Annotated in this window: 8 protein-coding genes; all 8 read left to right on the forward strand. The window is 55.6% G+C overall.

All coding sequences use genetic code 11. From position 1 onward, the window contains the following. Nucleotides 1-31: 31 nt before the first annotated feature. Genes E1757_RS04245 through E1757_RS04280 form a run of 8 tightly spaced genes read left to right on the forward strand, consistent with a single transcriptional unit; the run spans nt 32 to nt 12706 of the window. Nucleotides 32-1141, forward strand: a complete 1110-nt coding sequence (locus E1757_RS04245; protein WP_133225543.1) for an ABC transporter ATP-binding protein — start codon at nt 32-34, stop codon at nt 1139-1141. Between the two features lie 29 nt (nt 1142-1170). Continuing rightward, nucleotides 1171-4236, forward strand: coding sequence for an extracellular solute-binding protein (locus tag E1757_RS04250; protein WP_246079003.1), 3066 nt, complete (start codon nt 1171-1173; stop codon nt 4234-4236). Beyond that, a complete protein-coding gene (locus E1757_RS04255) occupies nt 4226-5212 on the forward strand; it encodes a carbohydrate ABC transporter permease (protein ID WP_133225544.1) in 987 nt (328 codons plus the stop codon). Before E1757_RS04250 ends, E1757_RS04255 begins: the two co-directional genes overlap by 11 nt. Continuing rightward, nucleotides 5209-6120: a carbohydrate ABC transporter permease gene (locus E1757_RS04260; RefSeq protein WP_133225545.1), complete on the forward strand. Its 912-nt coding sequence runs from the start codon at nt 5209-5211 to the stop codon at nt 6118-6120. Before E1757_RS04255 ends, E1757_RS04260 begins: the two co-directional genes overlap by 4 nt. A gap of 28 nt (nt 6121-6148) precedes the next feature. Next, complete coding sequence (locus tag E1757_RS04265; RefSeq protein ID WP_246079004.1) at nt 6149-8302, forward strand: YIP1 family protein; 2154 nt, start codon at nt 6149-6151, stop codon at nt 8300-8302. After that, nucleotides 8299-10668, forward strand: a complete 2370-nt coding sequence (locus E1757_RS04270) for a DUF5696 domain-containing protein (RefSeq protein WP_133225546.1) — start codon at nt 8299-8301, stop codon at nt 10666-10668. The genes E1757_RS04265 and E1757_RS04270 overlap by 4 nt, the downstream gene beginning before the upstream one ends. Next, the gene (locus tag E1757_RS04275; protein ID WP_133225547.1) at nt 10665-11528 is read left to right on the forward strand and encodes a carbohydrate ABC transporter permease; all 864 of its coding nucleotides are present in this window, start codon (nt 10665-10667) and stop codon (nt 11526-11528) included. Before E1757_RS04270 ends, E1757_RS04275 begins: the two co-directional genes overlap by 4 nt. 8 nt (nt 11529-11536) lie before the next feature. Continuing rightward, nucleotides 11537-12706, forward strand: a complete 1170-nt coding sequence (locus E1757_RS04280; protein ID WP_246079005.1) for a carbohydrate ABC transporter permease — start codon at nt 11537-11539, stop codon at nt 12704-12706. Nucleotides 12707-12723 lie beyond the last annotated feature (17 nt).

Below are 12723 nucleotides of genomic sequence, written 5' to 3' on the forward strand. Positions count from 1 at the left end.
AGCGAATCAGGCAAAGGAGCGTGGCAGAGGCGTGGCTGGCATCGTCATCAATCATCTGTATAAAAAGTACGGCAAAGATAAGCATGCGGTCGTCCATGATTTTCACCTTGACATTCGCGATAAGGAATTTCTCGTATTTGTCGGGCCGTCCGGCTGCGGCAAATCGACGACGCTGCGAATGATCGCAGGGCTGGAGGATGTGAGCGAAGGGGAAATTTATATTGGGGAAAAGCTGGTTAACAACCTGCCCCCGAAAGACCGTGATATTGCGATGGTTTTTCAAAATTATGCGCTTTATCCCAACCTTACCGTATACGAAAATATTGCGTTCGGCTTGCGGCTTCGCAAGCTGCCGAAGCATGAGATCGATTTGGCCGTCAAGCGCGCCGCTCGCGTCCTGGAAATCGAGCCGTTCCTGGAACGCAAGCCGAAGCATCTGTCCGGCGGCCAGCGGCAGCGTGTGGCGCTCGGGCGCGCGATCGTCCGCAATCCGCAGGTGTTTCTGATGGACGAACCGCTGTCCAATCTCGATGCCAAGCTGCGCGTCCAGATGCGGACGGAAATTATAAAGCTGCACAAGCAGCTGGGAGTCACGTTTATATACGTGACGCATGATCAGGTCGAGGCGATGACGATGGGCGACCGGATTGTCGTGATGAAGGACGGCAAAATTCAGCAGGTGGACACGCCTGATATGATTTACCGCTATCCGAGCAATACGTTCGTCGCCGGTTTTATCGGCTCCCCGCAAATGAATTTCCTGCAAGGACGTATAGTCGAACATGTGCCGGGCCGGCTTGAATTTTCGACTTCAAGATTTTCGCTGGAAATTCCGGAGGACATCGGCCGGGTGCTTGAGAAGCACAAGCAGGTCAACCGGACGGTCACGCTGGGTATTCGGCCGGAAAATATAAGTCTGGAAGGCTTGTATTCCGATACGGTCATGACCGGCGTTTACAAGCTCAGCGAATTAATGGGAGCCGACCGGTTTCTGCATCTCGATATCGGCCAGGACCGGCTGCTGGTCGTCCGCGTCCATCCGAATTTTCAATACGCCGAGGACGAAAAGGTGAGAATCGCCCCTGATATGAGCAAGGCATTGTTTTTCCATGCGGACACCGGCGTTAGATTTACAGAGTAAGCGCATTTCATCGTGAGGAGGTGTTCGCATTGCGTTTCAAATCAAAGCTTCGCCGTCCGGTATGGTTGTTGGCGATTGTGCTTATATTGGCGGAGCTGCTGCCCGGTTTGACGGTTCAATCCGTTCAATCCGTGCAGCCCGGGCGGACCGGACAGACCGTCGAACCGGGGCAGCCCGGTTCGCGACAAAGCTCGCCAGGCTGGACCGGGCTGATCGGGAAGGCAAGCGCTGCGGAGGCAAGCAAGCCGCCTCAGCCTGACGCTTCCGGGCCGGCGGATACGGCAAGCAACGTCGGCGGAGCGGAGCCTTATTACGCCGGCCTGATCGAGGACTGGCAGAAGCAGGGGATCAAGGACGCCGAATCCGGGATCCTTATTCCGGCCGCAGAGCCGTCGGCTTACTCAACGGGCGGCTCGTTCGCAAGCGGCGGCTTTGAGGGCAAGCCGCATGTGCTGCAGTGGAAAGGAACGAAGACCCAATGGGTCGAATACACCTTCCGGGTACCGGCCGCCGGCTTGTATGAGATTCATGTTACATACCGTCCGCTTGAAGGAAACGGGGTCGGAAATGCAATCGTATGGGATGTGACGCTGGACGGCCGCCATCCGTTTCGTGAAGCTTCCTCGATCAGCTTATACCGGAAATGGAAGGACGCGCGCCCGATTTTGAAAAATGAGGACGGCGATGAAGTGCGTCCGCGTTCCTTCGAAGCCCGGGAATGGCAGACCAAGCCATTCATCGACTCGGAAGGCGCCTATGCGGAACCGTTAAAATGGAACCTCGGCGAAGGGATGCATACGCTTAGGCTTAGCGGCGTCGAGCCGGTCGCGCTCGACGAAATCCGGCTCGTTCCGCCGCAAAAGCTCAAGTCTTATACGGATGTGCGGGCGGCCTACGCCAAATCGGCTCCCGTGCAGGCGAAGGCAATAACGCTTCAGGCCGAAGAGATGGAATATAAGAACGATACATCCATCAAATTGTTTTCCGATACGGACGCTCGCACCGTTCCGGCGGCCAAAGGCTACATCACCTACAATACCGTCGGCGGACGGAGGTGGGTGTATCAGAATCAGGAGATCACCTGGAGCTTTGAGGTTCCCGAGACGGGCACATACAAGCTGGCGATGCGAGCGCTGCAAAATCAATATTCGCAAAAATCGTCGTTTCGCACGATCAAGCTGGACGGCCAAGTTCCGTTCCGCGAATTTCTTGCCTACCGGTTTCCTTATCATTCGGATTGGAAGGGGAGGACGCTGCAGGATGGCGACCGCAAGCCGTATGAGCTTCAGCTGGATAAAGGACGGCATACGCTGTCGATGGCCGTTACCCATGCGCCGGTCAAGCCGGTGCTGATCGGCATTGACGACGTGTCCGCACAGCTGCGCTCGATCGAGCAGGATCTACGGTCGCTGACCGGCGGCATCGTGGACCGGAACCGGACGTACAAGATCGCTCAGGATCTGCCTGATCTGCCTGAGCGCCTCGATCTGGCGGCCAGGCGGCTGGCGGACTTGTCGGCGCAGCTGCAGAGCGTGAACGGGGATAAGGACAATGTCAGCCAAGGCCTGGACACGTCAGCCCAGGATATCCGCAAATTGCTGGAGAAGCTCGACGATATTCCCTACTATACCGATCAGATCACATTGATGAATGAAAAAATAAGCAGCTTCATCGAAACGCTGCTGCAGCAGCCGCTGCAGCTGGATGAAATTTACATCGCTCCCGTGGAGCAGCCGTTTCCTTCGATGGAAGCTTCATGGCTGTCCGGAATTGCCGGGACGGTCGCGAATTTTTTCTACTCGTTTCAATCCCGGAATCAATTGAGCCGGCTGGACGAGCGCGTGCTGAATGTGTGGGTGCAGCGCGGAAGGGATTATGTGGACCAGCTGCAGCAGCTGGCCGACGAATGGTTTACTCCGGATACGGGCATTAAGGTCAAAGTCAATTTGCTGCCGACCGCGCAGCTGCTGGTCATGTCGAATGCGGCTGGCATTCAGCCGGATGTGGCGCTTGGCCTGACTCAGGATTTGCCCGTCGATTACGCAATCCGCGGCAGCGTGGCGGATTTGTCGCAGTTCCCCGATTTTCAGGAGCTGTACCGGCGGTTCAGTCCGGGCTCGTGGCTCCCGCTTTACTATAACAAAGGGTATTACGCGATTCCGGAGACGCAATCGTTTCAGGTGCTTTTTTACCGGAAAGATATTTTGCGGCAGCTACATTTGGAAGTTCCGGAAACATGGGATGACGTAAATGCGATGCTGCCGACGCTGCAGCAGCACTCGCTCAATTTTTATTCGAATTCGAAAGATTACACGCCGTTCTTTTATCAAAATCAGTCGGACTTTTACAGCGCCGACGGCCTGTCGACCGCGCTCAGCACGCCGCAGGGCTTCAAAGCCTTCAAGCAGTGGACGGATTTGTTCAACATTTACGCGGTGGAAAAGGAAGTGCCGAGCTTTTACCAGCATTTCCGCAGAGGCACGATGCCGGTCGGCGTCTCCGACTATAACATGTACGTGCAGCTGGCCGCTGCAGCGCCTGAGCTGAACGGTCGTTGGGGAATAGCCGAAATTCCCGGCGTCCGGCAGCCGGACGGCACGATCGAGCGCTGGGCCGGCGGCGGCCAGCGGACCGGCGTTATTTTTGCAAAGTCGAAAAAGCAGGATCAAGCCTGGACGTTCATAAAATGGTGGACTTCCGCCGAGGTGCAGGCACGCTACGGCAACGATATCGAAGCGGTGAACGGCGTGGCGTTTCGCTGGAACACATCTATCGCCGATGCGTTCGTGAAGCTTCCGTGGAAGCAGGAGGATGCTCAGGTCATTTTGAAGCAGTGGCGCTGGTACAAAGATATTCCTAACTTGCCCGGCGGTTATTTTCTCGAGCGGGAGCTGAAAAACGCGTGGCTGAGGACGGTTGTTGACGGCGTCAATTTCCGTTCTTCGCTGGAGACGGCGGTGCTCGATATCGACCGGGAGCTGAGGCGCAAGCAGCAGGAGTTCGGTTACGTGGATCAAGACGGCCGTACGGTAAAAACGTTGGATTTGCCGGTTATCGATACGCCGTGGGAAGGAGTCGATGCATATGTTAAGTAAAATCGCGAATCCGGCCGTCCGCCCTGCGCCGGAAGCGGCTGCGGAAAAAGCTGTGCGTGCGCGGGGCAAAAGCCTGCTTGCGGACATATGGGCGTATCGTCTTTCCTATTTGTTTATCGCGCCGTTCATGCTCTGCTTTGTCGCTTTTATCCTCATCCCGGTGCTGGCCGCCATAGGCTTGAGCTTTACTTATTTTAACGCGATTCAGCCGCCGAGATTTATCGGTTGGCAAAACTTTCAGTATTTGCTGTCGCAGGATCTGCTGTTCCTGAAGCACGCGCTGCCGAATACGTTCAAGTTTGCGCTGCTGGTAGGTCCGGGCGGCTATGTCGCCGCATTTGTTTTGGCCTGGCTAATAACCCAGCTGCCCGACGTCCTGCGCAGATGGTTCGCGCTGGCGATGTACACGCCGTCGTTGACGGTAGGCATTGCCATGTCGATCGTCTGGCTGCCGATGCTGACCGGCGACCGGATCGGCTATTTGAACAGCGTGCTGCTGCAGCTCGGAATCATTGATGTGCCCAAGCTGTGGGTGACCGATAAAGACTATTTAATGAATTCGATGATCGTCGTGACGCTGTGGTCCAGCATGGGTGTCGGATTTCTGGCGATGCTGGCCGGCATTTTAAACGTCAATAAAGAGCTGTATGAAGCGGGCAGGCTGGACGGAATCGGCAGCAGACTGCAGGAAATCTGGTACATTACGATTCCGTCGATGAAACCGCAAATGCTGTTTGGCGCGGTGATGGCGATCGTGTCCACATTCAAAGCGGGAGCGATCGGCGAGGAGCTGTCCGGTGTGCATCCGACACCCGAATACGCGGGCCACCTGATCATTAATCATATCGACGATTACGGCTTCATCCGGTTCGAGATGGGATACGCCTCGGCGATTTCCGTATTTTTGCTCATATTGATGTATGCATGTAACAAGCTGAGCTGGGGATTGTTCGGAACCAGGGAGGATGAAGGATGAGACGGATCGATGTGCTTCACAAGCCTTTCAAGTCTTTCTCCGGCTGGAAAAGGAGGACCAGGCTGAAGCGGGTGGACGGCTTTCAGATCGTGCTTATCGCGCTTCTGTCCGTGCTGGCGGTGTTTATGCTGCTCCCGATCGTCTACATCGTGAATCATGCGTTCAAGCCGTATCACGAGCTGTTCGTCTATCCGCCGAACTTTATCGTGAGAGAGCCGACGCTGCAAAATTTCACGGAGCTGTTCGTTGTCGCTTCCAATCTGACGGTGCCGCTGTCCCGGTACTTGTTCAATAGCATCGTTATCGCCGTTATTGCGGTGATCGGCGTCACTCTAGTGAGCGCCATGTGCGCCTATCCGATCTCCAAGCATAAATTTCCGGGGCATAAGCTCGTGTTTGCCGTTATTATTTTGACGCTGATGTTCGCACCCGAGGTGATGCAAATTCCGCGATATTTGGCTGTCAGCCATTTGGGCATTATGAATACGTATTGGGGGCATATTTTGCCGCTCTTGGCAATGCCGGTCGGGGTATTTTTGCTCAAGCAATTTATCGACCAGCTCCCGAACGAGCTGCTGGAGGCCGCCAAAATCGACGGCGCCGGCGAGTTTCTCATCTTTTTGCGGGTGGTCATTCCGGTATGCATGCCGGCCGTTGCCACGGTTGCGATCTTGACGTTCCAGAGCTCGTGGGGAAACGTCGAGACATCCTCGTTGTTCATGCAGGATGACGAGATGAAAAACTTCCCGTTCTTTTTGACGACGCTGACGAATAATCAAGCGAATATCGTGGCCCGTCAAGGGGCGGCGGCCGCTGCTGCGCTTATTATGTTCGTCCCGAACTTGCTTATTTTTTTGTTTCTTCAAGGGAAAGTGATCGCGACGATGGCCCACTCGGGGATTAAATAACGAGCGGCCGCGGAAAGGAGGAGCCTTGTTGCTATTGCGTCCACGTTTATTGAAGCGGCTTCTTGCGGTCGTTGTGACGGTCCTGCTCGGGCCGGTGCTGATCCGGCCTGAAGCGGCGCATGCCTACACGCCTTACAATACGAATTACAAAGACGGCTACGAGCAGCTCGTTTGGACGCAGCCGGCTTATAACCCTGCGGGGGCATGGGCGCGTGAGCTATATATCGACGATCCCAAAAAGCCCGGGCAGCCGCTCCATTCGCCGCTCAAGCAGCCGCAGGATTTGTTCATCGACAGCAATGACCAGCTGTATATTGCCGATACCGGCAACAACCGGATTGTCCACCTGAATGAACGGGGGGAGCTCGTTCGCATACTGGAAGTCAAGGAAAGCCCGCTGAACAAGCCGCAGGGGCTGTTTGTCGATACGAATGGGCATATTTACATCGCCGATACGGGAAATAAACGGATTGTCCGGTTAAATAAGGATGGAAAGCTGGTGCGCGAATACAAGCGTCCCGAATCGAAGTTTTTATCCGCGTCGTTCAAGTTTGATCCGGTAAAGCTTGTTGTGGACAAAAGGGGATTTCTGTACATCGCCTCGCTCGGCGGCTATCAGGGCCTGCTGCAGCTCGATCCGGAAGGCAATTTCCAAGGCTTCTTCGGGGCGAATGCGACGAGCTTCTCAGTCATCGACATGTTCAAAAGATTCATCTACTCCAGGGAGATGTACCAGAGGGAAATCAGCAAGCTTCCCGGATCAATCGCCAGCGTGGCGACGGATCAGGACGGCTTGATCTACACCGTATCGAGCGATGTGGAGACGCAGCAGATCAAGAAGCTGAATATTGCCGGGCTGGATCAGCTCGGCGGCAAGGGCGAATTTGCGAAGCCCGGGGAAAAGACGGTCTTCGGCGAAATCGCGTTTTCCAATTTTAACCGCTCCGTGCCGGTTTTAACGGATTTGACGGTCGACCGCGACGGCAATATGACCGCGATTGACGCCAAGCACAAGGTCGTCAACCAATACGACAGCAGCGGCAATTTGCTGTTTTTCTGGTGGGGCGACGACAGTACGGTCACAACGAAGCTCGGCATGGTCAAAACGCCGACCGCGATCGCCAACAATTCGAAGAATGAACTGTTTATTCTGGACGGCGAAAACAATCTCGTGCAGTCGTTCCGCCTTTCCGAATTCGGCGCGCTTGTGCATAAGGCGAATCATTTGACGCAGGAGGGCAAATATGAGGAGAGCGAGGCGCCCTGGGCCGAGGTAAACCGGTTGAACGCCTATTACACGCCTGCCATTGCGGGACTTGCCAAAGCCGCTTATAAAAAAGGCGACTATCCAAGAGCGCAAAGGCTGTTCGCGGAGGCCGGCCATGCTCAGGGATATTCGGACGCATTCTGGCAAAACCGGCTGTTCTGGTTTCAAAAAAACTTCGGCATGCTGATGAATGCGATTTTGATCGCACTGCTATTGCTGTTTGTACTGCGGTCATGGAGCCGCAGAGCAGGTTGGCGGGCCGAATGGCGAAGCTGGAAGGAACAGCGCGGCGAGTATGGGCTTGTACGGCAGCTAAGGCACGCGTTTACGATTCTGAAACATCCGATCGACGGATTCGGCGCGCTCAGGTACGAGCGGAAGGGCAGCTTCGCCAGCAGCCTGATCCTCTTTGTGCTGGCGCTTGCCTCCTATTGCGTGATGCGGGCGGGAATCAGCTTCATTTATAATCCGGATGTGTTTCTTGAAATAAACCTGCTTGTCGTTGTTGTTCAATTTCTCGTGATTTGGCTCGTATGGGTTGTATCCAACTATTTGATCAGCACTATATACCGCGGGGAAGGCAGATTCCGCGATGTCGTCTACGGAAGCTGCTATGCGCTGTTCCCGCTGGTGCTGATCGGGCTGCCGCTAACGGTCATTTCCAATGTAATGACTTTAAACGAAAGCGCGATTTTCAACTTTATGCATGTCGGTCTGTTCCTGTGGATCGGCCTGCTGCTCTTCTGGAAGGTGCAAAGCATGCAAAACTACAGCGTCGGCGAGACGACGGTCAATGTCGCGCTATCCGCATTGACGATGGCGGTATGCGGCGTCCTGGTCTTCATTACGATCGGACTTACGAAGGAATTGACGGATTTCGTCTATGCGGTGTTCCAGGAGGTGACGATCCGATGAGCCGAAACCGCGTATGGGTTACTTCCGCCGCCGTCACGGCGGTGGCGCTTGCCGCCGGATTGTACCTGCTGCGGGCGCCGGGCGACCGGCCGCTGTATGCGGCCGATCCGCCGACCGCTGCTGCGGCTGCAGGGGCCCCTTCGGCAGCTCAGGCGGCCGGGGCCGCAGCCGGCGCAGGGGCGGCACAGCCGCCGCCTCCCGAGGCTGCGACCGCAGCAGGGACGGCACAGCCGCAGCCGGCTGCGGCGGCAAGCGCAGCGCCGAGGCTGGCGCTGCCGGACGAGGCGGGATTCCGCCCGGCTGCGGAATCCGCGGCGTTAAAGCTGTGGGTGGACGACAAAACCGCCCACTTCAAGGTGGAGCACAAGCAGAGCGGGCAAACATGGCGTTCGTATCCCGACCCCGAGCAGTGGCCTAAGGAGACGATCACCGGCAATTGGCGGAACAACCTGATGTCTCCGATCATGGCGGAGTATATCGATGCCTCGAATTCCAAATCGCAAGCGAAGACGATCAGCTGGCTGGAGGATCGGGGCGCACTGGAATCATTCCAGCTGACGGCCGGCGGCTTCAGGGCGACCTTCCACTTTACCGGCACGCAGTTCAAAATTCCGGTGGAGGTCAGGATGAAGGAGGACAGCGTGGAAACGGTCATATATGACCGGGAGATTAAAGAGGGCAAGCTGAGTCTGCTGAATGTGAAGCTGTATCCGCTCTTCGGTTCCGCAGCCTACAAGGAACAGGAAGAAGGCTATGTCGTCGTGCCGGACGGCTCCGGCGCGCTGATCCGGTTCAAGCCGAACCTGACGAACGACAAGTCGTTCTACCGTGCCAGCGTGTACGGTGCGGACAGCGCCTTCTTCAACGAGAAGACGGCCCGCAATCCGCTCCGGCTTCCCGTGTTCGGAATGAAAGCGGGGTCGCGAGCTTTTGTCGGCGTGATGGTTTCCGGCGAGGAGTACGGCAAGCTGTTCGCCGCGCCGGGCGGAGCTTTCGGGCAATATTACTGGGTCACTCCGGAATGGCAGTACCGGACGAAATATTTTCAGGCGACCGGCAAAAAAACGCAAACCGGCTTTTTCACCTACAGCAAAGACCGGTTTACCGTGCCCGAACGGGTAACCCGTTATTATTTGCTGGAGCCGGGCCGCAGCGATTACGCCGCTATGGCCGATAAATACCGGACTTATTTAATCAAGGAGAAAGGCTTGAAGCCGCTGCGTCCGAAATCCGGCGACGTGCCGTTTTATGCGGATATTATCGGGGCGGATATTAAAAAGGGGCTGCTCTGGGACAAATACATAACGGGGACGACGACGACCGAAGCGGCGGACATCGTCAAAGGGCTGCTTGCGCACGGCATCGGCAATCTGACGGTGCAGTATGCCGGATGGCAGGACGGCGGCTACAGCTCGTACGGCGGCTTGTTCCCGGTCGATTCCCGGCTCGGCGGCAACGAAGGGATGAAACGGTTTATCGACTATGCGCATTCGGAGCGTATTCCCGTTTACTTGACCGCCAATTATACGCTGAACAGCAACGGGCGCGACGGGTTTTGGCCGATGTTCGACGGCATGCGGGATTTGTCCGGCACGGTGCTGGAGTTTGAAAATCCGGCGAACCGGGAAATGACGACGCTGGTCAGTCCCAAGTTCGCAGCCCGGCTGGCCGACGGCGACCTGAAAATGTACAAGGAGCTCGGGGCCGACGGCGTTTATTACAACGAAGGGATCGGACAATATTTGAACAGCGATTTCAACAGCCGCTATTCGGCAAGCCGCAGCGAGGCGCTGCAAAGCCAGCGCGGCATTCTGAAGCAGACGAAGGAGGCGCTCGGCGGCGTCAATGTGGAAAACGCCAACCTGTACGCATTGGATCAGGTTGACCACATTCACCGGTTGGCGGACACGTACTCCTACGATATTTTCGTCGACGAGCCGATTCCGTTTGCGCAAATTGTGCTTCACGGACTGGTCACCTATACGTCTGAATGGTCGAACTTGCGCGAGCAGTACCGCAACGAGTTTTTGCGCAGCATCGAGTATGGAGCTTATCCCGCTTATGTGTTTACGAGCGCTTCCTCCGGCAGCATGAAAGGCGCTTACTCCATCTGGTATTACAGTATGGATTACCGCGATTGGCTGGAGAAGGCGGCCGAGGAATACAAACGGTTTAACGAAGCGCTCGGCGCCGTTCAGGACAAATTTATTACCGGCCACCGCGCCTTGGCCCCGAACGTGATGGAGACGGCGTACGAAGGCGGCCAGACGGTCATTGTCAATTACAATGAGCAGGACTATTCGGACGGCCGGGTCCGGGTACCGGCGCAAGATTTCATCGTGGTGAAGGGAGGCTTGAAGCCGTGAGCCGCATCAGACTGCAGGCGGCCGCACTGCGTAAATGGGAAGGCACGCTGTTTATAGCTCCGTGGATATTCGGGTTTTTCGCCTTCGTCGCGTTTCCGCTCGGCTTCTCGCTCTACATGAGCTTTCACCGGGTGAAGGTAACGGTCGGCGGAATTGAAACGGTGCCGAACGGCGTGGACTATTACCGCGAAATTTTGTTTTCGGACGGCGGGCTGCTGTACGACAGCCTTATTCCGTTTTTGCGCGAGGCGGCCGTCATGATCCCGGTCATTATCCTGTTTTCGCTGATGGTCGCGATCCTGCTCAATCAACGCTTTTGGGGGAGGACGCTGTTCCGGATCATCTTTTTCCTGCCGGTCATCTTTTCCTCGGGGCAGATTATGATGGAGTTCATTCAGCAGGGGGAAGGGCAGCTGGCCTTCGTGGAATCGCTCCATATCAGCTACTTCATAATGGAGTATGTGCCCGCCTCCTGGGCCGAGCCGATCAATCATGTGATCAGCTCGTTCGTGATCGTGCTGTGGTATTCCGGCGTACAGATTTTAATCTTTTTGGCCGGCCGCCAGACGATTGCGTCATCGGTCTACGAGGCCGCGCGAATCGACGGCGCCGACCCTTGGCACACCTTTTGGAAAATTACGCTGCCCGGGCTCGCACCGTTTATTTTTCTGAATACGATTTTCACGGTCGTCGACCTGTTTACGTTTCCGTCCAATCCGATCATCAGCAAAGTGACCACAGCCAACTATGGGCTGTCAAGCGCGCTGGCGTGGATTTATTTTATCATTGTGCTCGTTTTTATCGGGGCGGTGCTGCTTGTGTTCGGCCGGCTGGATAAAGCGTTGGGCGGGAAACGGTAAGCTGACGCATGACGATACGTAACGACAAACAGAACGACAAACAGAACGACAAACAGAACGACAAACAGAACGACAAACAGAACGACAAACAGAACGACAAACAGAACGACAAACAGTATGACAAACAGTATGACAAACAGAACGATATACAGCATGACATTGCAGGGCAACATAACAGGACGACATATGACGAGGAGGCAGTCGCCATGGAGCGCATCGTTCGCGCAGTCAGGAGCCGCAGCCGGCCGTATCGGAAAACCGCCGATGACCGGCTCGTCTCCGCCAAGCATTTCTGGATCGGGAAGGAAGCGGATCAAGGATTTCTGTTCCGGTTGTTCATGTACTTGATCCTTGTCGATACGGCGTTCATTTATATCAAACCGATTTTGTATATGGCCGGAACGATGATCAAGGACGCTTCGAATATGCTGGATCCGTCCGTGATCTGGGTCCCGCGTTCGATTTATACGGGACATCTGGAGGAAGCGTTCAAGCTGCTCAAGTACAACTCCGGCTTCGTATACAGCCTGACGATTTCATTGTCGGTGACGGTATTGCAAATCATTTCCTGCGCGATTGCCGGATATGCTTTCGCCAGGCTGGAATTTTCGTTCAAAAAGCTGTGGTTCGCCGCGCTTGTATTCACATTTATTTTGCCGCCGCAGCTGACGATTTTGCCGTCGATCATTATGTTCAAGCAGCTCGGCTGGGCCAATACCGTCCTGCCGATGATTGTGCCGGCCATCTTCGGGCATGGGCTGAAGGGCGCGCTGTTCGTCATTATATTCCGGCAGTTTTTTTCCACCTTGCCCAAGGAGCTGGAGGAGGCGGCGAGGATGGACGGCGCGAACGCGTTTCGCTTTTTCTTTAAGGTGATGCTGCCGATATCCAGGTCTGCGATTATCGTCGTCTTTTTGTTTTCGTTCGTTTGGAACTGGAACGATTTCTACCTGCCGTCGATGTACATGTCGGGCGCGAAGGAGGTCCCGCTCTCGATCAGCTTGGCGAAGCTGGCAGCTTCGTTGAATGCTGATTCCGCACAGGGGGGCACGAGCATATTTGCCGAGCCGGTCAAAATGGCCGCGTCCTTCCTGATCATTTTGCCGGTGCTCGTCGTGTACGCGATTGCCCAGCGGTGGTTCGTCGAAGGAATCGAAAGGACCGGATTGGTCGAGTAGCGGGGGGAGAGTCAGGT

Origin of the sequence: Paenibacillus piri (assembly GCF_004354045.1) — a bacterium.
GTDB lineage: Bacteria > Bacillota > Bacilli > Paenibacillales > NBRC-103111 > Paenibacillus_S > Paenibacillus_S piri.

What these genes read in the sequence shown, in the direction of transcription:
- E1757_RS04255 (WP_133225544.1), top strand. Translation starts at nt 4,226, where the DNA reads ATGTTAAGTAAAATCGCGAATCCGGCCGTCCGCCCTGCGCCGGAAGCG.
- E1757_RS04260 (WP_133225545.1), top strand. Translation starts at nt 5,209, where the DNA reads ATGAGACGGATCGATGTGCTTCACAAGCCTTTCAAGTCTTTCTCCGGC.
- E1757_RS04270 (WP_133225546.1), top strand. Translation starts at nt 8,299, where the DNA reads ATGAGCCGAAACCGCGTATGGGTTACTTCCGCCGCCGTCACGGCGGTG.
- E1757_RS04280 (WP_246079005.1), top strand. Translation starts at nt 11,537, where the DNA reads ATGACGATACGTAACGACAAACAGAACGACAAACAGAACGACAAACAG.